The sequence below is a fragment of the Streptomyces sp. NPDC030814 genome (assembly GCF_055572155.1).
Genome location: NZ_JBVIDX010000007.1, coordinates 208,156 through 234,190, shown reverse-complemented (window position 1 = coordinate 234,190; position 26,035 = coordinate 208,156). Strand labels below are relative to the sequence as shown.

General features: G+C 69.6%; 24 protein-coding genes and 2 pseudogenes. 15 read left to right on the top strand and 11 right to left on the bottom strand.

Features of this window, described 5'->3' with window-relative positions; genetic code table 11:
- Positions 1-952: 952 nt before the first annotated feature.
- Positions 953-1,417: pseudogene (locus ACZ43N_RS17745) on the bottom strand (ASCH domain-containing protein); the annotation flags it as partial.
- Positions 1,415-1,789, bottom strand: a pseudogene (locus ACZ43N_RS17740) (VOC family protein); the annotation flags it as partial. The pseudogenes ACZ43N_RS17745 and ACZ43N_RS17740, both read right to left, overlap by 3 nt.
- 261 nt (positions 1,790-2,050) lie before the next feature.
- Between ACZ43N_RS17740 and ACZ43N_RS17735 the strand changes: the two are divergent.
- The 3 genes from ACZ43N_RS17735 to ACZ43N_RS17725 all read left to right on the top strand — a co-directional run bounded on the left by ACZ43N_RS17735 (position 2,051) and on the right by ACZ43N_RS17725 (position 5,691).
- Entirely contained in the window at positions 2,051-2,713 is a 663-nt protein-coding gene (locus ACZ43N_RS17735) for a lysophospholipid acyltransferase family protein (protein ID WP_468098632.1), read from the top strand.
- Between the two features lie 774 nt (positions 2,714-3,487).
- On the top strand, positions 3,488-4,504 hold the full coding sequence (locus ACZ43N_RS17730) for a DNA cytosine methyltransferase (RefSeq protein WP_468098429.1): 1,017 nt from the start codon (positions 3,488-3,490) through the stop codon (positions 4,502-4,504).
- Positions 4,505-4,515: 11 nt separating this feature from the next.
- Entirely contained in the window at positions 4,516-5,691 is a 1,176-nt protein-coding gene (locus ACZ43N_RS17725; RefSeq protein ID WP_468098427.1) for a DNA cytosine methyltransferase, read from the top strand.
- A 10-nt stretch (positions 5,692-5,701) separates the two neighbouring features.
- Here ACZ43N_RS17725 and ACZ43N_RS17720 read toward each other — a convergent pair whose 3' ends face one another.
- From ACZ43N_RS17720 to ACZ43N_RS17710, 3 genes are read right to left on the bottom strand one after another with little or no spacing between them, the layout of a single operon-like run.
- Positions 5,702-6,583, bottom strand: a complete 882-nt coding sequence (locus ACZ43N_RS17720) for a DUF6339 family protein (RefSeq protein ID WP_468098426.1) — start codon at positions 6,581-6,583, stop codon at positions 5,702-5,704.
- Positions 6,580-7,554, bottom strand: coding sequence for a hypothetical protein (locus ACZ43N_RS17715; protein ID WP_468098424.1), 975 nt, complete (start codon positions 7,552-7,554; stop codon positions 6,580-6,582). The genes ACZ43N_RS17720 and ACZ43N_RS17715 overlap by 4 nt, the downstream gene beginning before the upstream one ends.
- The gene (locus tag ACZ43N_RS17710; RefSeq protein ID WP_468098423.1) at positions 7,551-9,620 is read right to left on the bottom strand and encodes a helix-turn-helix domain-containing protein; all 2,070 of its coding nucleotides are present in this window, start codon (positions 9,618-9,620) and stop codon (positions 7,551-7,553) included. The genes ACZ43N_RS17715 and ACZ43N_RS17710 overlap by 4 nt, the downstream gene beginning before the upstream one ends.
- Before the next feature lie 339 nt (positions 9,621-9,959).
- On the opposite strand from ACZ43N_RS17710, the gene ACZ43N_RS17705 reads away from it, so the two are divergent.
- On the top strand, positions 9,960-10,145 hold the full coding sequence (locus ACZ43N_RS17705) for a hypothetical protein (protein ID WP_468098421.1): 186 nt from the start codon (positions 9,960-9,962) through the stop codon (positions 10,143-10,145).
- Between the two features lie 238 nt (positions 10,146-10,383).
- Here the strand turns inward: ACZ43N_RS17705 and ACZ43N_RS17700 are convergent, their stop codons facing one another.
- From ACZ43N_RS17700 to ACZ43N_RS17685, 4 genes are all read right to left on the bottom strand, one after another.
- Entirely contained in the window at positions 10,384-10,761 is a 378-nt protein-coding gene (locus ACZ43N_RS17700; protein ID WP_468098631.1) for a very short patch repair endonuclease, read from the bottom strand.
- A 470-nt stretch (positions 10,762-11,231) separates the two neighbouring features.
- Positions 11,232-12,245, bottom strand: a complete 1,014-nt coding sequence (locus ACZ43N_RS17695; RefSeq protein ID WP_468098419.1) for a tetratricopeptide repeat protein — start codon at positions 12,243-12,245, stop codon at positions 11,232-11,234.
- 308 nt (positions 12,246-12,553) lie between these two features.
- Positions 12,554-14,029, bottom strand: a complete 1,476-nt coding sequence (locus ACZ43N_RS17690) for a glycoside hydrolase (RefSeq protein ID WP_468098629.1) — start codon at positions 14,027-14,029, stop codon at positions 12,554-12,556.
- A 161-nt stretch (positions 14,030-14,190) separates the two neighbouring features.
- On the bottom strand, positions 14,191-14,412 hold the full coding sequence (locus ACZ43N_RS17685; RefSeq protein WP_468098418.1) for a hypothetical protein: 222 nt from the start codon (positions 14,410-14,412) through the stop codon (positions 14,191-14,193).
- 54 nt (positions 14,413-14,466) lie between these two features.
- Between ACZ43N_RS17685 and ACZ43N_RS17680 the strand changes: the two genes are divergently transcribed.
- The 6 genes from ACZ43N_RS17680 (at position 14,467) to ACZ43N_RS17655 (ending at position 19,557) form a co-directional block, all read left to right on the top strand.
- Positions 14,467-15,234, top strand: a complete 768-nt coding sequence (locus tag ACZ43N_RS17680) for a class E sortase (RefSeq protein WP_468098417.1) — start codon at positions 14,467-14,469, stop codon at positions 15,232-15,234.
- A 319-nt stretch (positions 15,235-15,553) separates the two neighbouring features.
- Positions 15,554-16,888, top strand: a complete 1,335-nt coding sequence (locus ACZ43N_RS17675) for a S8 family peptidase (RefSeq protein ID WP_468098415.1) — start codon at positions 15,554-15,556, stop codon at positions 16,886-16,888.
- Positions 16,885-17,133 (top strand): hypothetical protein, encoded by a 249-nt coding sequence (locus tag ACZ43N_RS17670; protein ID WP_468098414.1) that lies wholly within the window; start codon positions 16,885-16,887, stop codon positions 17,131-17,133. Before ACZ43N_RS17675 ends, ACZ43N_RS17670 begins: the two co-directional genes overlap by 4 nt.
- Before the next feature lie 180 nt (positions 17,134-17,313).
- Entirely contained in the window at positions 17,314-17,625 is a 312-nt protein-coding gene (locus tag ACZ43N_RS17665) for a DUF6412 domain-containing protein (protein WP_468098412.1), read from the top strand.
- A 139-nt stretch (positions 17,626-17,764) separates the two neighbouring features.
- Entirely contained in the window at positions 17,765-18,529 is a 765-nt protein-coding gene (locus tag ACZ43N_RS17660) for a YidC/Oxa1 family membrane protein insertase (protein WP_468098410.1), read from the top strand.
- Positions 18,530-18,699: 170 nt separating this feature from the next.
- Positions 18,700-19,557 carry a fumarylacetoacetate hydrolase family protein gene (locus ACZ43N_RS17655; protein WP_468098408.1) on the top strand — a complete coding sequence of 286 codons (858 nt, stop codon included), beginning with the start codon at positions 18,700-18,702 and terminating at the stop codon, positions 19,555-19,557.
- Between the two features lie 87 nt (positions 19,558-19,644).
- Here the strand turns inward: ACZ43N_RS17655 and ACZ43N_RS17650 are convergent, their stop codons facing one another.
- Complete coding sequence (locus tag ACZ43N_RS17650; RefSeq protein ID WP_468098406.1) at positions 19,645-20,142, bottom strand: heme-degrading domain-containing protein; 498 nt, start codon at positions 20,140-20,142, stop codon at positions 19,645-19,647.
- Positions 20,139-21,284: a Gfo/Idh/MocA family oxidoreductase gene (locus tag ACZ43N_RS17645; RefSeq protein WP_468098405.1), complete on the bottom strand. Its 1,146-nt coding sequence runs from the start codon at positions 21,282-21,284 to the stop codon at positions 20,139-20,141. Before ACZ43N_RS17645 ends, ACZ43N_RS17650 begins: the two co-directional genes overlap by 4 nt.
- On the opposite strand from ACZ43N_RS17645, the gene ACZ43N_RS17640 reads away from it, so the two are divergent.
- The 5 genes from ACZ43N_RS17640 (at position 21,283) to ACZ43N_RS17620 (ending at position 25,877) form a co-directional block, all read left to right on the top strand.
- Positions 21,283-22,470 (top strand): ROK family transcriptional regulator, encoded by a 1,188-nt coding sequence (locus ACZ43N_RS17640; RefSeq protein ID WP_468098404.1) that lies wholly within the window; start codon positions 21,283-21,285, stop codon positions 22,468-22,470. The genes ACZ43N_RS17645 and ACZ43N_RS17640 overlap by 2 nt on opposite strands.
- A 157-nt stretch (positions 22,471-22,627) precedes the next feature.
- Positions 22,628-23,497, top strand: a complete 870-nt coding sequence (locus tag ACZ43N_RS17635; RefSeq protein ID WP_468098403.1) for a cell wall protein — start codon at positions 22,628-22,630, stop codon at positions 23,495-23,497.
- A 98-nt stretch (positions 23,498-23,595) separates the two neighbouring features.
- The gene (locus ACZ43N_RS17630) at positions 23,596-24,375 is read left to right on the top strand and encodes an HAD-IIA family hydrolase (RefSeq protein ID WP_468098402.1); all 780 of its coding nucleotides are present in this window, start codon (positions 23,596-23,598) and stop codon (positions 24,373-24,375) included.
- 137 nt (positions 24,376-24,512) lie between these two features.
- Entirely contained in the window at positions 24,513-25,178 is a 666-nt protein-coding gene (locus ACZ43N_RS17625; protein ID WP_468098400.1) for a hypothetical protein, read from the top strand.
- 9 nt (positions 25,179-25,187) lie between these two features.
- Positions 25,188-25,877, top strand: coding sequence for a class F sortase (locus ACZ43N_RS17620; RefSeq protein ID WP_468098398.1), 690 nt, complete (start codon positions 25,188-25,190; stop codon positions 25,875-25,877).
- The last annotated feature ends 158 nt before the right edge of the window (positions 25,878-26,035 follow it).

Genomic DNA, 26,035 nt, shown 5'->3' with positions numbered 1-26,035 from the left:
CCGATCGGATGGTGGGGGACATCCGGGGGCGTCGGCCAAGAGCCCTCGCGCGCTGCCGACTTCGGGTCGGCCGTGGAGCGGGGTCGGTCCACGCGGACCGTCGACGGCTCACCGCTTCCTGACGGCTTGACTACGGTGACGCCATGCGCCAGAACGCCCCCCGGACGAAACGGTGACCCGCCCCACCCCCGAGACGGCGGAGGCCCAGGCCTCCACGGTCCGCACCCTCCTCCACTACCTCCACCTCCCCTTCGGCTCCAGCACTACGTACGAGGCGTCCTCCCCGCCCCCGAAGGCCGCCCCGCGCTCCGCCTCGCGACGGGCCGCCGCAAGGCCGCGCCCCCCGACTTCCGCCTCTACGAGATCCCGCTGACCCAGGCCGGGGAGCCCATCACCCCGCACCACATGCTCGCGCTCCTCCGCGCGGCCCACCGAGGCACCCGCCTGTACTCGTCGAGCCGCATCGAGGAGACGATGGGCATGACGGTGATCCACCTGGCCCCGTCGGAAGACCCGACGGCGAAGGAACCCGCCGCCCACCGCCGGCTCTCCCTTCTCACGTCCCTGACCTGCCCCGCGACGGACGACCTGCCTTCCTGCCCCTGGTCGGCTTCCTTCCCACGACCCCCGGCACCGTCCGCCTCTACCTGGCCCCGCCCTCGGCGCCGGGCATCGTGGCAGCGGACGTACGCCTCTCCGGCCCCCTGACGGCGATCGAGGCGGTGCTCCCTTCCCTGCTCCGCGAGAAGGAACGCCGACGGAAGGACAGGGGGACCCGCATTGTTGGCGTCGGGTGGACTTGAGGGACTGGTAGGGGCCGTTCCCCCGCGGGAGCCAGGGGGATACCGACGGGTCACGTGGGCCGCGGCTCGGCGGGGCGAAGGTGGTCGGGTCGAGGGTGGTCGGGACGAAGGTGGTCGGGACGAAGGTGGTCGGGACGAAGGTGGTCGGGTCGAAGGTCGGCGACGAGCCGGAACCGTTCCAGGACGACCGGCGTCGTGTCGTCCACGGTGAACCCGGGATCCCCCAACGCGGCACGCATCTCCTCGCTGTGCCAGAACCGCTCGTGGCCCTCCCGCCATGCGGCCACGCTGGCGTGCCCCTCCCCTTCGTCCACCACATGGGCGAGGTCCACGTCCGCCAGCGGCACGACCCGTACACCGGTCACCTCGATGACGGCGACGGGCCGCTCGTCGGAGTCCACGACCACGGAACGGTCCCCGACGGCCGGCAGGGCCTCCCCCTCGTTCTCGTAGTCGACGACGAGCCCGGTGGTGGAGGTCTTGGCCCCGTCGAGGATGGCGGCGACGAGCCGATCCCGCAACGGACCGGGAAAGGCGAACTCGGCGGTGGGCATGGAGCCGAGCTCCGCGTGCGCCGCGGAATCCGCTCCCGTCACCGAACCCCCCTCGCTCATCGCGGCGCGCTCGGACTCGCTGCGCAGGACGCAGAACTCATTGCCCTCCGGATCCGCGAGGACGGCCCAGCCGGCACCGTCCGGCTTCCGGTGATCGTCGACGAACGTCGCTCCGAGGCCCACCAGCCGCTCGATCTCCGCCTCCCGCGAAGTCGTCGGCCGCAGGCACAGATGCAGCCTGTTCTTGACAATCTTGGGCTCCGGCACCTGGTTGAAGTAGAGGACCGGCCCCTCGGGCAGCATCACTTGAGTCTCGTGGTCGCCCGGCCGCACATCAGGATGTACCGGGCAACCGGTCACCGCGCTCCAGAACCGAGCCAACTCGTAGGCGTCCGCACAGTCGATCGCCACGTTCTCCAGTACCGAGGTCATGCGGGTGAGCGTGGCGGAGCGGGCGGCGTCCCGCTACCGAATTGACGCCGGGCCCCGCGGGTCCGTACGACGGGAGTGCTCAGCACCTCGAACACCGACGACCGAACCCCGAACCCGGGAGGCCGGCCCGTCCGGGCACCGCTCGGGTACCGCGGGCCATCTGGGTACCGCACACCGGCAGTTGAGTACAAGCACTCAAGTCCGGCCGCGGGGTCACCGCCGACGATGAGGACCACCATCGCCGAAGTCCGGGAGACCCGCATGCTCAGCCGCCTCGCCGACGTCCTCGTACCGACCGTGGGACGCCTCACGGTGACCACCGACGCCGACGCCGTGCTGGCACCGGGCAGCGTCATCGTCGCGAACCACACGTCGCTCGCCGACCCGGCCGTCGTCCTGGCCGCGCTGCACCGCCTCGACGTCCACCCGGTCGTCATGGCAGCGGCGGGCTTGTGGCGCATCCCCCTGCTGGGCCGCGCCCTCGCCAGCGAGGGGCACATACCCGTCCACCGCAACGACCCCCGCGCCGCCCAGGCCCTGGACCGCGCCGCAGCCGCGCTGCGGGAGGGCCGCCTGATCCTCATCTACGCCGAGGGCGGCATCCCCACCCGCAAGGACGCGTCCGAAGCGGCCCCGGCCCCCTTCCGCACCGGCCTCTCCCGCCTCGCCCAACGCACCGGCGCCCCGGTCATCCCGGTGGGCCAGGCCGGCGCCCGCCGCATCACCTCGGGCAACCCGGCGAAACAACTGGCGGGCCTCGCCACGGCCCCGCTCCGCCGCCCGAACCTCCACGTCCACGTGGGCGCGCCGCTGAGGCTGATCGGTGAGCACACCGCGAGCACGAAGCAGGCGCACGGCGCGGTGACGGCGGCTTGGCGTACGGCGGCGGGGCGATTGGGGGAGGCGGGGGCGTTGGTGACGTAGAAGGAGCCACAAACGGCGCTTCGCGCCTTCACCGGGACTGCGCCGTCACGCCGACGGATGTCACGTCCAGCTCGCTCGCCGGACGCCAGTGAGAACAGGACCGTAACGAGATATGAGGGGTGTAGCGGTGGAGACGGTGCACGCTCCACGTGAGCCAGGTTGGGGGACAACCACATTGGCACGCACATCTGTGCCAGTTCCTCCGGTGCGGTGCCGCATGGTCACCAGATGCAGCAGCTCGGCCCGCCTACAGGCCTGGCACACACTGTCCTCTGCCGCTGCGGATTGGATGCTGCTCAGCACCGCAACCGGTCTCCGTCCGGCAGGCACTTGCTCTGCTCGTGGCTGCCCTCGCGAACCGGAGGCTTCGAGAGGCTCTCACAACACCGAGGTGACTCCTCCGTAAGACCATCGGCCCTGCACCGAGCCGCTGAGGCGGCCGTCGCTTCGTAGCGGCGGCCGTGTGGATGGGGTCACGGCCCGAGCAGCCCGCGCTTGTCGTACCCGTCCCGGGCTGTTCGCCGTGGATGTCGTCGTGGCCGGCGGCGGACCGCGCCCCTTGCCCCGTGGGCCGTGTCCTTGTCGAACTACTGGTCAACCGGTGAAAGTTGTCCCAGGACTCGTCTCGTCCGTCGACGGTCATGTCGAGGATTCAAGGGGCGGCTCCCTGGCGGAGGGAGTTCACCTTCATCCCGAAGTGATGGCCGACGAGCCGTAACCCTACGGCGTCACTTGGCGTACCTTACGAATACGTATCGTCGACCAAGGAGCCGAATGTCGTCCTCACAGTCCCTCCGTTCTGTCGAGATCTGCGCCGGCGCGGGAGGGCTTGCTCTCGGACTGGAGTCTGCCGGGTTCTCACCGGTCGCACTGTTGGACACCGACGAGAAGGCACTCGCCACGCTCTTCGCCAACCGGCCCGAGTGGAACCTTGTGGAGGAGGACCTCAACACCTTCGACCCGGAGCACTACCCTGAGACCTACGATGTGGACCTGCTATCCGCTGGTACACCTCGGGTGAAGTCGATGGCGACCATTAATCGCAAGGATGATCATTCTGAGAGAGGGCTGGTCAAGGCTGCCCTCTATCTCGTAGGTGTGGTCAGGCCGCGAGCGGTGCTGTTGGAGAATGTTCCCGGACTGGTCAACAAGGATGAGTTCTCCGCGGTTCGCACCGAGATCGAAGACGAGTTGAGCCATCTTGGGTTCCGGCTCTTCAGTCATGTCCTGAACGCGAAAGATTTTGGCGTTGCGCAAAATCGACCGCATGGTTTCTTCGTCGCATTGCGGGAGCCCTACGCTGAGTCGTTTGTATGGCCGCAACCATCTGCTGTGCCAACGCCCCATGTTGGAGAAGTCCTCTATCCGTCCATGGCCAGTCGGGGCTGGCCGCAAGCGCAGGCATGGGCTCAGCAAGCCAGGATCGTGGCGCCGACGCTGGTCGGTGGGTCCGACAAGCGTGGGGGGCCCGACCTGGGCCCCGAACGCGCCAAGGCCATCTGGGAGAAGATCGGCATCAATGGCGGCACACTCGCCGACGCGCCACCCGGGCCTGAGGACGGTTGGGCACTGGGGGGCGACAGGAAGGGCCTTCCTGCCCTGACTGTGGCCCAAACAGCCCTGCTTCAGGGGTTCCCTCCGACATGGAAGATCGCCGGCAGGAAGACGCGGGGATATCGACAGGTTGGCCAGGCGGTGCCTCCGCCCCTTGCTGCGGCCGTTGGCCTACAGATCGCTGCTGCGCTGACCGGCTCGGTGTCCGGTTCGCCGCAACCTCGACCTGCCGTCTAAGATCGGGCCGCATGAACGCCACCGAACACACAGCGCCCATCAACATCGTTGATCTATTTGCTGGTTGCGGTGGCTTCACGCAAGGCTTTCACGAGTTCCGACCGGATGGTGTCGATTCATCCGTATTCCGCACGGTGGCGGCAGTGGAACACGACATCGCTGCCGCGTCCACCTATGCCTTGAACTTCGCGGATGAGGCCGGAGGCGTGGATCACATCCATGCCAAGGACATCGAGGCCTGGGAGCCCGACGCGCATGAGGTGCAGGCCGAGGTCGTCCTGGGAGGCCCCCCGTGCCAGGGCTTCTCGGGCTTGGGGAAAGAGGACAAGAGCGATCCGCGCAACAAGCTGTGGCGAGAGTATGCGCGGGTCGTCAATACGATCAAGCCCAAGCTTTTCATTATTGAGAATGTCGATCGCTTTCTGCGGTCTCCGGAGTTCACCTTGCTTTATGAGGCCACAGAGAAGCCGGATGGAATGTTGCGTGACTACATGCTGGTCCGGCATTCTGTTCTGAACGCCGCTGACTACGGAGTTCCGCAAGCCAGACGTCGAGCGATTGTGGTCGCCGTGCGTCGCGACCTCGAGCACCTTGCCGAGTTGGACTACCCGGAAGCGACTCACTCCAAGAATGCCAACGATTTTCTTCCCGGTGCGGGCCCCAAGGAGTGGTTGGCTGTAGGGCCGACTGTCTTCGAGCACACGCCTGCGGAAACGCTCACCACAGAACTTCCGGAAGGAAGAACCTGCGACCCGCTGAAGATGACCCTCCCTGGGGAATTCCTCACAACGGATCTGCACTTCGGTCGAAATCCGACGGACTTGTCCAAGAGGCGGTACCGGGCCATTCCAGAAGGGGGGAACCGTCACGACCTTCCGCCGGAACTATCCACGGCGAAGTGGATGGCGCACAGGACTGGTTCTCACGATGTTATGGGCCGCATGTACTGGGACAGGCCATCCGTCACCATCAGGACCGAGTTCTACAAGCCCGAAAAAGGGCGGTACCTCCACCCTCGGGCGCATCGCCCGATCACCCACTATGAGGCCGCCCTCATCCAGGGATTCCCGCCCACCTTCAGGTGGAGCGGCAGCAAGATTCAAATCGGTCGACAGATCGGCAACGCCGTTCCCGTTGGCCTATCCCGTGCGCTGGCCGGAATGGTGTACAAGGCGCTTAGGAGCTGACGAAGTCCTTCTAAGCCTCTTCCCCTAGTTCTTTGCCGCGTACTGGCGCTGTCTCGAAAAGTTGCTCGAACCACTCTGTTAGGCGTTGTACGGAGTGATGGGGAACGCTTCCATCAACGGGACCTTGGGGCAGAGTGTTCGGGTTCCAAACAGGATCCGATTCAACGGATTCGATCCACTGGTGGAGCGCTTCGTAGTCCCTAGGCTCGTCGTTGGCGATGACCTCGTACACCAGAGTGCTGCCCGCTGCTCCGGCTGCCTTGACCAGACCGTTCACGTCTCGCCCCGTACGGATAGTCCCCTTCTCGAGGAGTTCCACCAGAGCCTGGGCAGTCGGTCGATGGTGGTTCATGTCCAGACGAAGGGCGGTATTGAGTACGTCCTGGTTGCTGCATGCGGTAAATACGGGGCGATAGTCCTCGCCGTCTCGGAAGAGCTCGGCAGCCCACCACAGGCGCGAGAAGCACTGGATGTCCCAACGGCCGCTGAATCGAGCTGCTTGACCCACGGCCATTCGGCCGTCCTTCTCCTGGCCCCAACGCCAACGCACATAGTCCGGTGCGACTCGGAGGGCGACGAAGTTCCATAGCCCCGAGTCGGTGGCTTCTGCACGAGTCATCCGCAGCGTGTAGTGCAGGCGCGGGGCGAGCCAGGCGTCAGAGGCTGTGGGACGCTCGCTCATGAATCGATCCTTGGCTTCCTCTATGAGCGCGCGCAGTTCATGAGCATTCCACCGAGGGGAATCATCAACAGGCTCAATCGAGTTGCTGACCAGGATCGTCTGCGGCAGGGGAGCACCATTCACCACACTTGGAGTCAGCACCTTGGCGGCAACGGAGTCCGAGATTCGGCCCAGCCTCGCCGGAGTCTCGAACTGGTTCCCTGTGGTCACTGCGTCTCCCTCTTGCTTGCCATGCGCCGCAGATCGCGCAGGGCAGTGGACACCTTTCTCGGCTTGCGCGACTGCACCCCGGAGCCATGCATCAGGCGCCTCTGCAGATCGCTTCCGTTCTCACCTTGTGAGCGTGCCTCCACAAGTTCTATGAGCGCTTCCTCCGGTGATAGGTCGGGGTAGAGGTCAGGGATCATCCTGCGCAGCACATCCTCATGCCACCCCCCCGGCCACTGCGGCTCGCCATCGATCACGTCGCATGCGTAGACGGCTGCGTTGAACATGGCACTCCATGACTCGGATGCAACCTGGGATGCCATGATCTCCCGCACCAGCTTCTGCTCGGCGCTTGCGGCGTTCTCCAACACGCCCCGAAGACCGTCCACCGAGGAGTTGAGGAGGAGTACGGGCTCGCCGGCCTCGGAGTCGAGCAACCAGGGGTCGTCACGGTATTCCTTGAGATGGTCCTGCTCGGAGAAGTCGATCCAGCGCATCTTCACGGAGCGTTCCGTGGCTGGCACCTTGGCCTCGAAGTCTATGTCCCAAGCCGCTTCGGAGGTCCCGATCAGTCGCCCTTCCACACCGTCGACGGAGGCGGCGATCCGCGCAGTCAACTGACTGCGGCCGACGTGCTCCTCACGTCGGAGTTCGACATCGCCGGCCCACATTCCGTCGCTTTGAAGATGCAGAGGGAAGGCTTGATAAACGTTGGTCCGCCGGTTGGCGAGTACGACAACGCACTGCGGGGTCTCCCACGGGCCGGAAGTGAGTTCGGCGGCATCGGCACTCACAGACACATTGAGTCGAATCTCGGACCAGCGTCGATTCGTCTCATCGATGTCCTCAAGAGCTACTACCTGAGCCCGATCGTTGATCCTGTCCAATGCTTTGGGTTTGTTGTCGACAAACAGTCTTTCTACTCGAAGGGTGATGTCACCGCTGAGCACCTCGTAGGGGAAGACGGTTTTCACGACAGCTCCTCCTTGGCCCGCCGCACATCCACCATCACCTGCGACATGGCGGCCGACACAGGATGACTCGAAATATCGGTGATGCCACGGAACTTTCCGTGGACCGCTCCGCCGCGGAACACGAGGTTGCCATGGGGCGTCAATTCGCAGCCCTCCATGGGAATCACCTTGCTCCACTCGACACTCACTGGCCCCGATGAGCGGGTGAGGAACCTGGGCACAGCAGTGAGCAACCAGGGCTCCTCCCTTTTCGGAAGCTTCACCGTCACGGTCACGTCCCACGCGCCCAAGTCATCAATGGCTCCAACGATGCCCTTGACAGTGGGGAAGCCCTGCGCGCGTGTTGTCTTTGGCGGATCCAGGCGCAGCAACTCGCGTAGGACCTCCGGCCCATCGTCCGCGGACGCTTCGTCCTGCTGGCCGCGCAGAATTTCCCGCACTCTTTGCTCGGCCAGCCTCTTGAAGTCGATGATCTTCTGGCGTGCTCCGCGCTCATAGGTTGCCGTGAGATCCTCGGTGCCTTCCCAGTCGTTGTGGTCCGGCGGCTCCGCGGTACGTAGGAGTTGCTCGGCCGCAGCGGCGTCCGGAGTCCCACTGCGCGTCGCGGCGCCGGCAAGGAGTACCGCTTGGAACGGCCGATGACCGAGAGGTAGATCGCCGACGCGTTTGTACTTCACAACCATCCGCGTGGCGCGCATATAGGCGATGCAGTCGGGCTGGTCGTCCTCGTCATCGGCTGGCGTGACGAGGAGCACAGCGTCGTGTGTTCCGGGATCGTCGGGGCTCGGATCGTCTTTACGGCGACGCAATTCCAGGGGCACCGAAGCGCGGAGCACTTGGGTTCGGTCCGTGAGTTCTTCAACCGTCTGCCCATCGAGGAAGGCCTGCACGGCCCTTGAGCGCGCAGGCTCGTGGACGTGGGGATCGATGAACTTCTCCGGCTTCACGCGCTCGCCGTTACGGAAGGCCGCCACCGAGACGCGAAGCTTCGCCTCCTCATGCCTTCCCCCTACCATCGAGCCCCAGAAATTGCGTGCAAGACTCGTGACCAGTCGGTCGTGCATGTCCTCAAGGTCTTCGGTCTCCCCCGTGCCGTCGAAGGCACCGACGACGAGAAACGTCGTTCCGGGGCTCGGGTTGTCGCGTTCCAGGTACAGCGCTTCCGCTGCTGCTCTGTCCCCCCACCACGACTGCGCGGTGTTCTGGCGCTCGGGGTCGACCGTGCCGAACCAACCGGGACCGGCGTATTCCACACCGTCCAGCCTGTGCCAGGGAAGTTCGAGACGCCCAGCCATGCGACGCTGTGTACGCCCGCCCTCGGGTACGGACAGCGTGCTGTTCACAAGCACCAGACCGAATCTACTGGTTGCCCACAGTGCAGCCTTCCCCAAACCGTACGAACCGCCCTGAGCGCCCGCCTTTCCGCTGTCCAGCGTTCGGCGAACGACGCGTGCGAAGCGCCCGTCGTCGAACTCGGGTCCTGTCAGCCCGGTGGCGTTGTAGTCGTCCACCCGAAGCAGAATGAGCCGCTGAGTGCGTTGCAGCTCCTGGAGCCCGTCCCGCAGTACACGGCCGACCTTCTGCCGAACGTCTGCGGCAGCTTCGACATGCCTCTCGATGGACTCCCAACCGATGGCGATCATGAAGTCCCGCAGGGGCTGTCCGGTCAACTCGTGCAGTACATACCGAGCGATCACCGGTTCGTTGTCCCGCAGTTGCTCGTCGAGGCTGTTCTGTGTTGCCTCGCGCGCCAGCACCTCCAGACTCGGGGAGAAAGCGAAGGTGGCGGCGTTGCCGCCTTCCCGGCCGCCGTCCTCCGGAGCTACGCGGAAGATCCACTTCACATCGTTGGACGTGGCTAGCGGTGTCCTGCGGTTGACGGCATCCTCAATGTCGACGCCCAGGGCTTCGGCGATGGCCGAGATCTTCTCGTAACGGGGCTCCGACCGGCCGTTCACCCACCCGTTCACCGCGGCCCCGGTTACTTCGGTCAGCTCGGCAAGCCTCTTCTGGCTCATCCCACGCTGCCTCAGCATCTCGCCAAGCCAGTCGCTGAACTCTCTCACGATCCCCGTGTCCACCGTTCCGAATCAGTTAATTGACCTTCGGCTGTTTAACATTTCTTAAGAAGATTCGGGCATACCGCCCATACTATTCACTCGATCGGGTTGTGTGGTGGTACCGTAGCATGACGTTGTGATCCGTGCGGGTGCTCTGAACTGTCGTTCGTGGTGGCCAGTTCGATGCACGCTGGCCGCCCTCCCGTCACGGGCACCCGCTCCGATCGTTCAGCGCGTCCCGTCGTAAGTGCCGCCCACCTTTGGGTGTTGGTGGTGTGCTCTGCTCGTTTCCGCAGCTCAACCGGTCGGCGCTCGCCTGGCCGATCTTGGAATCATGGAGGTTCCGTGTCCCCCAAGCGCCAGATCTTCGCGGAGTATCCCGACGACAAGTCCTTTTCGGTCGAGTTTGTCGTCAATCCGTCGGGGACTTTGGTGAGGATCACCACCGAGGGTGGCGAGCTCAATCTCGGTGTCGCTGACGTCTTTGATGGCGTCGTGGGTGAGGAAGGTGAGGAGGGGGCGGTCCGGTAGGTGGTCGAGTGGGCGGTGGACTACCGTTCAAGAGGTCATGGAATCACGATCGCAAACTCTTTTCAGGCTGAAGTCGCTACAACTTCCGTTCTTGATCTGCATAAATCATGCTGAGCGACGATTTTTGTTTGCTCTAGGGAATGCGCCTGGGTGGGTGGAAGTTGTGGATCGCGCGGCCATGCTCGTGGCTGGCTCGCGCTCGCGAGCGTCCGTCCGTCACCGGCCCTCGACCAGCGGCTCATCCGCTCGCCAGTCTCCGGGCTTGCGCGACGGCATTTGCCACCTGTTCCGGAGATTCGTGCTCCCAGAAGCGCAGCACCGTCCACCCCTCCGCTTCGAGGTGCGCGGTCGTCTCGCGATCACGCACGATGTTTCTGTCCAGCTTTGCGCGCCACCACTCCGCGTTGGCCCTGGGGTGGGTGGCGTGTTCTGGGCAGCCGTGCCAGAAACACCCGTCCATGAAGATCGCGATCTTGGCCTTGGTGAAGACGATGTCGATTGTCCGCCGGGACATACCGGGCACCGGCACATTGACTCGGTAGCGCATCCCTGCAGCGTGCAGGAGTTTTCGGACCGCCACCTCGGGTGCCGTGTCACGGGAGCCTTGTCGACTCATGCGGGCGGAGACGGCGGCAGAGGACGGGACAGCGTTGGACACAAGCAAATTGTGCCAGCCCTCGTCCCGCGGCTCTTCGGGTGTTTCTGCTTGGTGATCCCGCAGTACGGCCTCGCCGGCAGTGGCAGCCACGGCCGGCGGCAACGGTCAGGCTGTTGCGATGCCGACCGTGCGCTCGGCCTCGTTGTGGTAGGGCCACTCGCTTCTCGGCAGGTGCTCCCGTGGCCGGCGTCAAGGGCGCTGCGCGTCGCCTGCGGCGTCCTCTGGGCCACCCATGACCCGGGCCGCTCCGGCACGGGGGAGAAGCGAGCGGGCGGTCCGGAGGGGTGGGTGGCCGGGACGGGGTCGGCACTCAGTCGGCTCGGCTGTCGGCCGGTGGTGTGCGGGCGTGGTCACGGCTCGCCCGCACGCCGGGTTTCCTCAGCGGCCGGAGGCGGTGGGTGGTCCGGTTTCAGCCTTGGATACCTGGGTTACCTCCCCCCGTGGCACCCCTCATACACCTCGCCCGACCCGCACCAGCACGCGCTTCCCCTCTGCGGCGGCCACTCCACCGCCAGCCCCCGCGCCGCCAGCGTCGTCGCGTACTGGGGGAGGAGGGTCGCGTCGTCCGGGGAGGAGCCCTCCGAGGCTGCGAAGGCCTCGTAGGACGGGACCGTGCCCGTCACGATGCCCAGGTTCGGGGTGCCGGAGGAGGCCAGTTCCCTCAGCGACGCCTCTATCGTCGCCAGGTGATCTTCGTGCGACGGGTACTCCGAGAGGAGGCCCGGGTACGCCGCCACCAGTTCCGCCAGCTCAGCCGCCGGCCAGTGGAGGACCGCCACCGGGAACGGGCGGGACAGGGCCTCCCTGTACGTGCCCAACTCCGCGCGCAGGCGGGAGATTTCCGCCTGGAGCTCCGCCGGGTTGTCCGAGCCGAGGGACCAGACCCGTTTCGGGTCGTGCAGTTCGTCCAAGGACACCGACGACGAGTGGAGGGTGTCCGCCAGGGCGTCCCAGTCGTCGTGCGGGGCGCCCAGCATCCGACGCACCCGGTGGCGGCCGAAGAGGAGGGGGCGGGTCGCGTACGGGGGCTCCGCCACGTCCGTCAGCAGGAGCAGCGCGGCCGCCGTGAACGTGTCCTGGGCCGCTTCCAGCTCGTCGTGGGCCTCCAGCGCCTCCGCCACGATCACCCAGGGCGCCGGGTCCCGGGGAGCGGCCGCTCGGATGCCGTCGATGATCGCCCTCGCCTCGGCCTCGTGGCCGTACTCCCAGAGGTTCGACGCCTTCAGGGCCCGTACGAGGTGGGGGTTCTCCAGGGGGGTGGTGGAGGAGAGCAGACGGTCGTAGAGGGCGGTCGCCGTGGGGCGGTCGCCGGAGAGTTCGCGGTGGGCGGCGGCCTGGATGAGGAGGTGTTCCGCGTCCTCCGGATAGAGGTCCGCGGTCCGCTCCAGGCGGGCCGCCTCGGCGGGGTGGTCGACGTTCTCGGCAGGCGTGTCGGGGCGCATGGACGACACCGTACTGCCCAGGGGGGAGGCACGGCTCGTGGTGCGCCGTGCTTCCGGCCGGTTGCGGGTGGGGGTGCGGGCCAGGGCGCGGCTTTCGTCGTTCGCGCCCCGGCGCGGACCGTCTCCGGGTGCCGTAGGCGGCGCCTAGGGGGTGCTGTGAATGTCCCGCACAGCACCCGCGGCGCCCGGCACGCACCCTCGCCGCACCGGCCAAGACCCACGTAGCGCCGCTACGAGGGCCTTCGTCCGGCACGCCGAGGCCACGCACCGGACACCGCGGGCACCGCACTGGACATTCACAACACCCCCTAGATCGTCACCCCGTCGATCTGCAGCGTCTGGACCGCGCCCGCCGCGAACGGGACCGCCACCGACTTGCCGTTCAGGCGGATGTCGGAGTAGGCGCGGTAGCGGTCGGTGCCGCCCGAGGTGTGGGTGTTCCAGCGGGGGACCAGGCCGTTGGTGCCGCCCGTGACCGTAGTGAAGCGGGAGAGGTCGAACGTCAGGGTCTGGGCGGACGTGGCGGTGTTGATCGCGACGATCACCAGGCGGCGGGCCGCCGCGTCGTACGCCGCCGCCGTGTAGCTGGAGCCCGCGTCCAGGATCGTCATCCCCGGTCGGATGTGACGGCTGAACTGCGCCATCACGTAGTGCTTCGTCTCGATCGCGCCCGGCTGGAGCGTGTTCGCGTCGTACTTGATCATGCCCCAGCCCGCCGTCGGGTCCATCACCTGCCAGTAGACCCAGGCCGTCGGGTGCAGCCAGCGGAAGTCGTAACAGAGGTTGCGGGCGAGGGTCCAGCCCGTGCCGTCGCTGTCGCCCGTCTCCGAGTTCCACAGCTTCTTGCCCGCGGTCGTCACGACGTCCGTGTAGAGGAGGTCGCGACGGCCGTTCGCGCCCTGGTAGCCGTGCACGTTCACCTGGCTGACCAGGCCCTTCGTCGTGGCGTTGAAGGAGTTCCAGGTCGAGCGGGCCGTGTCGTAGTTCGTCTCGTCGGACGCGGAGATACGGACCGACTGCAGGCCGCGCTTGTCCAACTCGCTTCGCATGTACGGGAGTACGGCTGCCTGGACCGACGGGTCCATATGGCAGCCCTCCTGGGTGCCGGTGGCCGTCCACCACGTCGACGCCGGCTCGTTGAAGGGGTCGACCGTCGCGAAGTTCACGCCCCAGTTGTTCTTCGCGCGCAGGGCCACCGCCGCCAGGTGGGAGGCGTGCTGGCGGTAGTTCCACGTCTGGAGGTTGTTGCCGCCGCCCGACGCGCCCGACGGGTTGTGGTTGCTGCACATCCACCACATCGGCGAGTTCGCGAAGAGTTCGGTGGTCGCGCCCCGGGCGACCGCCTTGGTGAGCGCGGCTCGCTGGTTGGCGTCCGCCGTCCAGTTCCAGGCCGAGGACGCCGGGTCCTCGTTGTTCCAGTCCTGCCAGTAGCCCTCGATCTGCTTGAACGCGGGGATGTTGGGCGACTTGACCATCGCCTCGCCGTTCACCGTGTTCCAGCTGCAGGCGCCCAGGTTGTAGCGGGCGATGTTCATGCCGAGGCCCGGCAGCGCCGTGCCGTTGTACGTCGTCGTCTTCGTCGTGAACCACAGGTCGGCGAAGTCGTCCCGCGCGCCGAACACGTTCGCCCACCAGGCGAGCGAGGTGCCCCAGCCCTCCCAGGTGCCGTACTTCATCGCCGGGTTGATCGCAATGGTCGCGTCCGCGTGCGCGGTGCCCGTGGCGAGGGCGGTGCCCGCGACCGCGCCGCCGGCCGCGGCCAGCAGGGCTCTGCGGCCGAGCACCGGGGAGGCATGGGTGCGTGGTTCGGGGCGGTGGGCGTTCCTGGGGTTCTGCGGTTCGGGTGAGGAAGGTGAGGAAGCGGTCATGTCAGCTCCGGGATGCGGGTGCGGGGCGGGGAGACCCCAGGGGAGGTGGAGAGACGTAATGAGGGCCAACGGAAGAGTCAGGGGTGAACCATGGGGTTGTCGAGAGGTCTGACAGCGCTTTCTCCGATTTCCTTCAGGGGTTGTGAGAAGGGCAGATAAAAGCCTTGCGGGTCCGTGATCGTCCGGATGCGGATGCGGATGCGGATGCGGATGTGGTGGCGGATGCGGATGCGGTGGCGGATGCGGATGCGGATGCGAAAGGGGTCGGGTGCCTGGGGGCGCCGGGCGCGGAGGTTCACGTGCCGCACCGTGCGGCCTGGCCACTTCGCGGGCCCCGCCCTATCGTTCGGGCCGTGAGGACACCCCGGGTCGTCCACCACCGCGGCCGGCGCCGTCGTGCCGCGTACGCCCGCGCGCTCTGGACCGCCGCCGAACTCGCCGTCACCGTCGGCCTGGTCCTCCTCCTCTTCGTCGTGCACCAGTTGTGGTGGACCAACCGGCAGGCCCAGGAGGGCGCGCGGCGTCAGGTCGAGGCGTTGGAGAGAGAGTGGGCCGCCGGGCCCGGGGAAGGGTCGGCGTCGAGCCCAGGTGCCTCGGCGCCGGAGCTCGACACGGCGCCCGTGCGCCCCTCCGCCCCCACGGTCACCCCCGCCCCCACCCGGCCCCGCCCCACCGAGGCCTACGCCGTCCTCGCCATCCCCCGCCTCGGCCTCCGGGTGCCCGTCGCCGAGGGGGTCGGGCGGGCGGACGTCCTGGACAAGGGCTACGTCGGCCACTACCCGAGGACCGCGCAGCCGGGGCGGCCCGGGAACTTCGCCCTCGCCGGGCATCGCAACACCCACGGTGAGCCCTTCCGTCACCTCGACCGACTGGACCGGGGCGACGAGATACGGGTCGAGACGCGGGACGCCCTCTACACGTACGTCGTCGACCGGACGCTCCCGCGGACCACACCCGGCGACGGGGGCGTCCTGCGGGCCGTGCCGCGCAGCGGTGTGCTGCCGTCGTACGGGTACGACACGCCCGGGCACTACCTGACGCTCACCACCTGCACCCCCGCCTACACCTCCACCTACCGCCTCGTGGTGTGGGGAAAGCTCCGGTCCGTGCGGCTCGGATGAGGCGGGGTGGCGGCGGGCGTGGTCTCCCGGGTCGGCGGCCACGGCTGCCCCGGTGGCTGCCCCGGGCGGCTGCGCTGTGTTGCCGACCCCCGCACCCGGTGCGACGGTGTTCGAGGCGCCCCGCACAGGCGACGGCCCGGTACGGGACCGCTTTGCCACAGGCGAGGCCGCCGCGCGTCGGCATGCGGCTCTTCCGGCCGCACCCACACGACTCTGCGCCGTCCCGGCACATCAGCGTGCCGTCTCGGCCACCAGCGCTCCGTGAACCGACGCGCGTCCACGAACCCTCGGGGGCAGTGCACAGAAAGCGGGAAATTCAATGGCGAACGGCCCCATGGACAGGCGTGGCCACGACGGGCAGCCCTATCGGACCAACGGCTCCGCCGCCCCCCAGGACGCGGAGTACACCGGGCGGTACGTGGTCCTGCTCGATCCGGGCAACCAGGAGAGCGGACTGAACGCACTGCGTTCCTCCGCCGACATCGCCTCCGTCGAACGCGTCCGCGGCGGCGACGTGGGCAACATCTCCGAACTGCTGGAGCGCCCCGACGTCTCCGTGCACTTCGAGGAGCTCGCCGCCGCCGTCGTCGAGGTGCGGCCCGAGCAGCGCCACGCGCTGGTCACCGCGGCCGAGGCCGACCCGGCGATCATCGCGGCGGAGCCCGAGCGCATGGTGTACGCCATGCCGATCACCGCCCCGACGCAGGCGCCGACGGAGTTCTTCCCGGCCTACCGCAGCGACGAGGAGGTCGTCGACCGCCACACCAGGGCCGAGATCGCCGCCGCGCAGGGCCCGGCCATGGACGAGCAGAGCTTCACCTGGGGTCTCCAGGCGATCCGGGCGAACCTGTCCCACCTGACCGGACGCGGTGTGAAGGTCGCCGTCCTCGACACCGGTGTGGACACCGACCACCCCGACCTGGTCGGCTGCATCGAGGAGACCATGTCCTTCGTGCTCGGCGAGACCGTCGAGGACGGCAACGGCCACGGCACCCACTGCATCGGCACCGTCGCCGGCCCGGCCAGGCCTCAGCAGGGCCCGCGCTACGGCGTCGCCTGTGACGCCCGGATCCTCGCCGGCAAGGTCCTCAGCAACCGGGGCAGCGGCGCGGACGGCCAGATCCTGGCGGGCATGGCCTGGGCCGTCGCCCGGGGCGCGCGGGTGATCTCCATGTCGCTCGGTGCCCCGGTCCGGCCGGGCGAACTGTTCCCGCAGACGTACGAGATCCTGGCCCAGCGTGCGTTGGAGCGCGGGACGGTGATCGTCGCCGCGGCGGGCAACGAGAGCGACCGGCCCCCGGTCATCCGGCCCGTCGGCCGGCCCGCCAACTGTCCCTCCATCCTCGCCGTCGCCGCCCTCGACCGGGCGCTGACCCCGTCGTTCTTCTCCAACGGCGGTATCAACGGCCAGGGCGGCGAGATCAACCTCGCCGCGCCCGGCAGGGACGTACGCTCGGCGGCCCCCGGCGGCGGCTACCAGAACCTGAGCGGCACGAGCATGGCCACACCGCATGTCGCGGGCGTCCTCGCCCTGCTCGGCGAGGCGCACCCGAACGTGTCCGCGGCCGACCTCGTGGCCCGCCTCAAGGCGGGCGCGTTCCCGCTGGCGCAGCCCGTCCGGGACGTCGGCCACGGTCTGCTCCAGGCCCCGTGAGCGAGCCCGCCGCGTCGGCGCCGGTCGGGGTCATCCTCGCGGTCGACCCCGACCGGTTCGCGGAGATCGTCGAGGCGTTGCGGCGCGCCGGACTGACGGTCACCAGTGAACAGCCCGTCCTCGGCACGCTCTCCGGAACGGTCCCGCAGGACCGGATCGCGGCCCTGCAGGCCGTCGACGGCGTCGAGGCCCTCGACCGGGAGCGGTCCGTCCGGTTGCCCCCACCCGACTCCCCTGTCCAGTGACCCCGGGCCGGGCTCCCGGCGGGACGCCGGCGAGGCCCGTTGACGTCCGGTGACGTCCCGTCGAGCCCCGCTCGGGACCGGGTGAGTCGTACCGGGCGCCCCGGATCGGCATCGCCGTCCGGGGCGTCCTGTATAAACGGGAGGGAGCCCGCACCACACCGGAAGGGGGAGTGAGTAGCTGTGATCCGTGCCTGGGCACCTCTGCGTCCGGTCGCCGTCCTGCTCCTCGTCCTCTTCGAGCTGTCCGTGCTGGACGCCGGTACCCTCTCCGCCGCCGTCGCCTTCGCGGCCACCGCCGCAGCCGGGTCCGCCTTCGCCGCCTGCGCGGTCATCGCCTCGCGCTGCGCACCCGTCGTCCCGCGTACGCGCGTACGGACGGCGATCAGAGACCGGGAGCGCCGTACGGCGTTCCTCGCCCAACGTGATCCCGACGCCCGCGGCCGTACGCGACCCCGGGCGCCCGGACATGCCCTCCTGACGGTCACCGCGTAGGGCACGCCACCTCCTTTTCGAACGACCCCGTGCCCCTCACGCGGGCCGTCGCGCCGAGTTCCCCGTCATCGGACGTCCCGGTCACCGGGCTGTTCCGGACCACTCCTGGCACGACGAGACCCCTGGAGGGCTCCCACCCATGTCCGTTTTCGCCGACCTTGTCGCGCGTCTCGCCGATCTGCTCGACCCGCTGTTCCACGCCTCCGCCACGGCCGTCGCGATCATCTTGTTCACCGCGCTCGTACGGCTGCTCGTGCACCCGCTGTCCAGGGCGGCGGCACGGGGGCAGCGGGCCCGGATCGCGTTGCAGCCGAAGATCGCCGAGCTGCGGAAGAAGCACGCGAAGAACCCGGAGGAACTGCAGAAGGCGGTGCTGGAACTGCACGCCGCGGAGAAGGTGTCACCGCTGTCCGGGTGCCTGCCCAGCCTCCTTCAGCTCCCCGCGTTCTTCCTGCTCTACCACCTGTTCTCCAACACGGAGATCGGCGGTGAGGCCAACGAACTCCTCACCCACCGGCTCTTCGCGGCACCGCTCGGCGACCGCTTCGCCGACGCGCTGGGCGCGGGCGGCCTCCTCGGGGCGCAGGGCCTCGTCTACGTGGGGCTGTTCGTGATCGTCACCGGGGTCGCCGCCTTCAACTTCCGCCGTACGAAGCGGATGATGGCGGCGGGGACGGCCGGGATGCCGGCCGTCGGGGACGACCAGGTGCCGGGGCTGGCGACGAGCATGGGAGCCGTCGGCAAGATCATGCCGTTCATGTCCTTCTTCACCCTCCTCACCGTGGCGGTGGTACCGCTCGCGGCCGCGCTGTACGTGGTGACCAGCACGACGTGGAGCGCGATCGAGCGGGCGGCGCTCTACCCGGTGCCCCCCGCGGCCACCCCGGCCCCCAGCGCCAGGTAGCCACCCGTTGCGGAGCGCCGCCGAGGAGCCCACGCCCCCTACCGTCGAGTAGCAAGTCCAGTCCGTGAACCGGGTCTTGCGGAGTGGATGGTGGCCCTTGGACGATCGACCAGTCCTCCGATGGCTGCACCCGTCGGTCGGGCGGTCGGCGATCGAGGGAGATGGTGATCATGAAGCTGCTGCGCGTCGGTGAGGCGGGTGCCGAACGGCCCGCGCTGCTCGACGCCGAGGGTGTCCTGCGGGACCTCTCGGGGGTCGTGCCGGACATCGACGGCGCGCTGCTCGCGGACGAGGCGGCGCTCGGCCGGATCCGGCAGGCGGCCGGGGCGGGAGAGCTTCCGGAGCTGGACGCGGCCGGACTGCGCGTGGGGCCGCCGCTCGCCCGGATCGGCAAGATCGTCTGCATCGGGCTCAACTACCACGACCACGCCCGTGAGACGGGAGCCGAGCCGCCCGCCGAGCCGGTGATCTTCTTCAAGGCGGCGGACACCGTCGTCGGGCCGCACGACACGGTGCTGGTGCCCCGTGGGTCGGCCAAGACGGACTGGGAGGTCGAGCTCGCGGTCGTCATCGGCCGTACGGCGCGCTATGTCGAGTCCCGCGAGGACGCGCTCACGCATGTCGCCGGGTACACCGTCTCGCACGACGTGTCCGAGCGGGAGTTCCAGCTGGAGCGCGGCGGGACCTGGGACAAGGGCAAGAACTGCGAGACGTTCAACCCGCTGGGGCCGTGGCTGGTCACGGCGGACGAGGTGCCGGACCCGCAGAAGCTCGGGCTCCGGCTGTGGGTCAACGGCGAGCTGAAGCAGGACGGGACGACCGCCGAGCAGATCTTCTCCGTCGGCGAGGTCGTGCGGTACGTCAGTCAGTTCATGACGCTCCACCCCGGCGACGTCATCAACACGGGCACGCCGGCGGGGGTGGCCCTGGGCGCGCCCGATCCCAAGCCGTTCCTGAGGGCCGGGGACGTGGTGGAACTGGAGATCGAGGGGCTGGGGCGGCAGCGGCAGGAGTTCGCACAGGCGTGAGGGGCGGGGGACCGCGGTTCGTCGTCGGCCGGGGGCTGGTTGTGGCCGGCCGTGCGGTTCCCCGCACCCCTGAGGAGTCGCCGGCGGTTACGCGCCCTTGAAGCGCTCCAGTGCCTCCACCACCATCTGGTGGTCCTGCAGTTGGGGGAGGCCCGAGACCGTCACCGTGCCGATGACGCCGGTGCCCTCGACCGCCAGGGGGAACGAGCCGCCGTGGGCCGCGTAGTGCTCGGGGTCCAGGCGGGACGAGGCCTCGAAGGAGGTGCCCTTGGCGCGGAAGCGGGCCCCGACGAGGTAGGAGGAGGCGCCGTAGCGCTCCACGACCCGGCGTTTGCGGTCGATCCAGGCGTCGTTGTCCGGGGTCGAGCCGGGCAGGGCGGCGTGGAAGAGCTGTTGGGGGCCGCGGCGGATGTCGATGGCGACGGGGGCGCCGCGCTCGCGGGCCATCTCCACCAGCAGGGAACCCAGCGCCCACGCGTCCTCGAAGGTGAACCGCGGGAGGACCAGGCGGCGTTCCTGCGCCTGCAGTTCCGCGATGCCCGGGGTCTCGGTGCTCGGTGTCTCGGTGCTCGGGGTGTTCGTCATGCGAGCTTCACCGCCACTCCCTCGGCCGCCGACTTCCGGGCCGCTTCCAGGACGTCCAGCGCGGCGGCCGCCTCGTACGCCGTCACCGGGTTCTCGCCGGTGCCGCGCAGGGCGGCGGCCACGGCCGCGTAGTACGCGGGGTAGTCGCCGGGCACGGTCGGGACCGGGCTGCCGCCGCCGGTGGCGGGGGACTCGCCGGCGCCGGCGCGGCCCCACATCTCCTCGGGCTCCACACCCCAGGGGGTGCCCGGCGTGGGGCGTGCGCCGTCGCGGAGGTCGGCCTCCTGCGGGTCGAGGCCGTACTTCACATAGCCGGCTTCCGAGCCCAGCACGCGGAAGCGGGGGCCGAGTTGGGGGGTGACGGCGGAGGCGTGGAAGTGGGAGCGGACGCCGCTCGCGTGAGTGACAGCGATGAACGTGTCGTCGTCGGCCTCGGCGCCGGGGCGGCGCAGATCGGACTCGGCGTAGACGAGGGTGGCGGGGCCGAAGAGGGTGAGGGCCTGGTCGACCAGATGGCTGCCCAGATCGTACAGGAGACCTCCGATCTCTGCGGGGTCGCCGGACTCGCGCCAGCCGCCCTTCAGTTGGGGGCGCCAGCGTTCGAAGCGGGACTCGAAGCGGCGGACCTCGCCCAGTTCGCCGTCGTCGAGCAGCTTGCGCAGGGTCAGGAAGTCGTTGTCCCAGCGGCGGTTCTGGAAGACGGACAGGAGCAGGCCGCGGGAGTCGGCGAGGGCGGCCAGCCCGCGGGCCTCGGCCGCCGTGCCGGCGATCGGCTTGTCGACGACGACCGCGAGGCCCGCCTCCAGGGCGGCGGTCGCGAGCGGCACGTGCGTCCTGTTGGGGGAGGCGACGACGACCAGGTCCAGGTCGTCCGCCCGGTCCCACAACTCGTCCGCGGAGGCCGCGAGCCGTACGTCCGGGAACTCGGCGCGGGCCTGCGCCTGCCGCTCCGGGTTCGAGGTGACGACCGTGTCGAGGGCCAGGCCCTTTGTCGCGGCGATCAGCGGGGCGTGGAAGACGGAGCCGGCGAGGCCGTAGCCGACCAGGGCCACGCGCAGGGGAGCGGCGGGGGCCGCACCGGGCGCGTGGAGGGCCGAGGGGGCCGTACCGGTGAAGTCCGTGCCGTTCGTGGTGCCAGTCATGCACCCACTTAAGCAACGCTGTTGCTTAAGTGCAAGCACGGGGGACAATGGGAGTGTGAACGGCAATGGGAACGGCACCGGCAACCGGAACGGGCGCGCCGCGGGAGCGACGGGCGTAAACCTCCTGGCGCTGCGCAGCCACAACGGGGCGCTGGTGCTCGACCTGCTGCGGACCGCGGGGGCGGCGGGGATAAGCCGCCTCGAACTGGCCGACCGGACGGGGCTCACCCCGCAGGCCGTCAGCAAGATCATCGCCCGGCTGCGCGTCGACGGACTCGTGACGGAGGCGGGCTACCGCGCCTCCACCGGAGGCAAACCGCGCACCGTCCTGCGGCTCGTCCCCGAGGCCGGTCACGCGGTCGGGCTCCACCTGGACCGCGACGCGCTCACCGCCGTGGTCTGCGACCTCACCGGCACGGTGGTCGGCGAGCGGCGCGCCCCGCTGTACCTGGGGGCCGGCGCGGACGCCGTCGTCGAGAGCGCGGCGCGGGAGGTGGAGGGACTGCTCGCCGGGGAGGACGCCCCCCTCCTCGGCGTCGGTGTCGCCCTGCCCGGCCCGCTCGACCATCTGCACGGCATCCTCCACCGGGTCACCGGGTTCCCGGAATGGGAGGGGTTCCCTCTGCGGGCGGCCCTCGCCCGGCGGCTGCGGACCCCCGTGGTCGTCGACAAGGACACCAACGCGGCGGCGCTGCGGCTCGCCGTGGCTCTCGGGACGCACGGCTCCTTCGCGTACATCCACCTCGGTACGGGCCTCGGTGCCGGACTCGTGTTCGGCGGGGCCGTCCACCGGGGGGCGCGGACCCGCGCCGGGGAGTTCGGGCACCAGATCATCCAGCTGGACGGGCCCCTGTGCGGCTGCGGGAACCGCGGGTGCATCGAGGCGCTGTGCCTCGCTGCCGTCGCGCGGGGGGACGTGGACGAGGCCGCGCGCGTGCTGGGGGCGGGGGCCGCGAACCTCGTCGGGCTGCTGGACATCGAGCTGGTGCTGCTCGGGGGGCGCACGGTCGAGCAGCGGCCCGATGTTTTCGTCCGGGGGGTCGGGGCCGTACTGGACGAGTGGGCCCGACTGCAGGGGGAGGAGCCGTATGTGCCGGTGCGGGTCGCCTCCGGCGGGGCGTTGGGAGTTGCCGAGGGGGCGGCTCAGTTGTTGCTGGCGCCGTTGTTCGGGCGGGCCGACGGGTAGGTCCGCCGGGCCGCAGGGGCGCCCCGGGTGAAGACCGGCCGGGCGGAGCCGCACAGGTGCCCCTCCTCCGCTGATCGAGCGGAGTTTCCCGGTCTTCTCGCCGGCCCTGGGCGTGGCTTCTCGGCTGCGCCGGAGGCGCTGGCACGGTCATGTGTTCATGCGACTGTCTACTTGTCTGGTCCTTGTCCTCGCCCTCGGAGCCGGCCTCGGCGGTGGTCCGGGAGCGGCGGTCGCGGCGGTGAGTGCGGCCCCCGGCTGCGTGGGAGCCGACCGCGCGGAGTTCCCGATCCGGACCCGTATCGACGGGGGACCGGCCACGTATGTCGCCGGCGGGGGCTTCCGGAACTGGGCGGTGGAGCTCACCAACACCACGGACCGGACGTGCCGGGGCATCCACCCGGTGGTCGTGCTGGTCGACGACGGGCGGGCGCTCAAGCGGTGGCAGCCGCAGATGGAGTACTTCGAGGACGCCAAGGAGACCACCTCCCGGCCGGTCACCTTCGAGGAGACCGACGCGGACGAACTGGTCGGGGTGCTCGATGAGGACGGCGACGGCTTCACCGTGCCCGCCGGCCGCACCCTCACCGTCAAGGTCCGACTCTCCGTCACCTCGGACGCGGCGGTTCCCAACGACGTCGTGGCCAACGCGGCCGTCGTCCAGCGGCGCGGCGACGACAGCGAGTGGGTGGGGGAGTCGAACGACTACCGCTTCCGGATCACCGACGAGGACACGGACGAGGGCGAGGACGAGCGCGAGCGCGAGAACGCGGACCGGGGCGAGGGCAGGACAAAGGGCGAAGGCGAAGGCGGGCGCAAGGCCAGGGGCGAGTCCCCGGGGACGCGTGAGAGCGAGCGGGCCGACGGTGGCCGGGCGAGCGCGGAGCCCGAGGGAGCGCGGGGCGCCGGGCCGTACCCCGGGGAGCTGGCCGAGAGCGGCGCCGGACACGTCCTGCCGTACGCCGTCGGGGTGTTGGTCCTCGGTGCCGGAGGGGCACTGGCGGCCGGGGCGCGCCGACGTCGGCGGTGAGCGGGCGGGCGGTCTCAGCGGCCAGGACCGCCCTCCTCTTTCCAGCCATGTCTCACTAGGGTTGGGAGCGGATCCGCACGTACGGCAGGAGATCGCACATGGCAGAGCGCAAGCCCATCGAGTCGTGGCTCACCGACATGGACGGGGTGCTCATCCACGAGGGCGTGCCGATTCCCGGCGCCGACGCCTTCATAAAGAAGCTGCGGGAGTCCGGCCGGCCCTTCCTGGTGCTCACCAACAACTCGATCTACACGCCGCGCGATCTGCACGCCCGGCTGTCCCGCATGGGCTTGGACGTCCCCGTCGACCACATCTGGACCTCGGCCCTCGCCACCGCCCAGTTCCTGGACGACCAGCGACCCGGCGGCACGGCGTACGTCATCGGCGAAGCCGGTCTGACCACCGCCCTGCACGACATCGGTTACGTCCTCACCGACCACGACCCCGACTACGTGGTCCTCGGCGAGACCCGCACCTACTCCTTCGAGGCCATGACCAAGGCGGTTCGGCTGATCAACGCCGGCGCCCGCTTCATCGCCACCAACCCGGACGAGACCGGCCCCTCCACCGAGGGCCCGCTGCCCGCGACCGGTGCCGTGGCCGCGCTGATCACCAAGGCGACCGGGCAGAAGCCGTACTTCGCGGGCAAGCCGAACCCGCTGATGATGCGCACCGGCCTCAACGCGATCGGCGCCCACTCCGAGACCAGCGCCATGATCGGCGACCGCATGGACACCGATGTCCTCGCCGGTATGGAGGCCGGGATGCAGACCTTCCTGGTGCTCACCGGTCTGACCACCCCCGACCAGGTGGAGAAGTTCCCCTACCGGCCGTCGAAGATCGTGGACTCCATCGCGGACCTGGTCGACCGCATCTGACGCCCGCCTCCCATGCCCCCATGCGGGGGGCGGCCCCGGCGGTAAACCCCCGGACACCCGGACGGAGCAGTCAGCGGCCCGCCCCGGATGCGGCCCGGCTCCCGGCGGGGGAGTCTCAGGGAGTCTGGAGGTTCACCATGGGCTCACTGCGACTCACTCTGTGTGCCGGTGCGGTGGTCGCCGCCGCGCTGACCGCTTCGCCATCCACGGTCCACGCGGCCGACTCCGGAGACATCTCGGTGGTGCCGGCCGCGCCGGCACCCGGCACCGACATCCAGGTGCGGGCCAAGGGCTGCGGGGGCAAGTCGGGCACCGCCGCCTCGAAGGCGTTCGTCGCGGACGCGCAGCTGACCGCACTCGACGGCCGGGATGCCGGCACCGTGTCCGGCGAGACCAGGGTCCGGTCCACGCTGAAACCCGGGAAGTACGACGTACGGGTCTCCTGCGACGGCAAGGAGGACAAGGTCAAGGGCGTGATCAAGGTCGGCGACGGCAAGTCGTCCCCGGCCCGGCCCTCCGCCTCGTGGCGGCCCTCCGCCTCGTCCCGGCCCACCGAGCGGCCATCGGCACCCGCCTCCCCGGTCGCCCCCGTACGTGCGGGCGGCGGCGGAGCGGCCGCCCGGCTGGCGGCGGAACCGGCGGCATCCGCGGACGCCGCCGCCTCGGCGGACGGCGTCAACTCCATGGACGCCCGGCGCACCGGTCCCGGCGCCCGGCACGCGGTCGTGGGCCTGGTCCTCGCCGGTGTCGCGGCCGCGGTCGTGGTGGTGCGCGGCGCCCGCCGACGCCGGGGCACGGAGTAAGGGGACGCCGTGTCCGGTCAGGACTACTCCGACATCGGCGAGAGCGGCGGCAGTACGAGCGCCGGCCGGTTCACCACCGGTGTCGCCTGGGCCGTACTGCTGCTCGGCCTGTGGCTCTGGGGCCGCGAGGCCACCGACGTCCGGCACGGCATATCGGCGCCGACCACCGGCGACGTGGCCGCCGTCGGAAGGCCGGCGCAGGCCGAACTCCCGCCCGCCGTCGAGCCGTTGCGGGGCGCCCGCCCGCAGCGCCTCGACATCCCCGCCATGGGGGTGCAGGCCCCTGTCGTGGCACGCGGCCTCGACGCCGACGGGGCGATCGACCCGCCCTCCTACGACCAGCCCGGCGTCGTCGGCTGGTACGCCGCCGGAACCCGGCCCGGCGCCACCGGGACCGCGCTGTTCGTCGGGCACGTCGACACCGAGACCCGCCCCGCCGTCTTCTACAAGCTCAGCGCCCTCAAACTCGGCCAGCTGATCCGGGTGGCCCGGGACGACGGTACGGTCGCCGAGTTCACCGTGGACGACGTGCAGGTCGTCGGCCGCGACGACTTCGACGCCCGACAGGCGTACGGCGTACGGCAGTCGGGCCGCGCCGAACTCCGCCTGGTCACCTGCGGCGGGACCTTCGACAAGCGGAGCCGCACCTACACGGCGAACGTCGTCGTCTCCGCGTACCTCAGCGGCACCCGACCCTGAGCCGTCGAGGGGTGTTGCGACCCGGTACGGCATGCCGGCCCGGTCGGCGGCCCGCTCCCCCGGGAGCCGCCGACCGGGCCGGTCCTCGACCGCGCGCGCCCGGGCCGCGGGAGTAACCCGGCGCCGCGCGGGAGGGAGAAGCGACTGTAGACCGGATG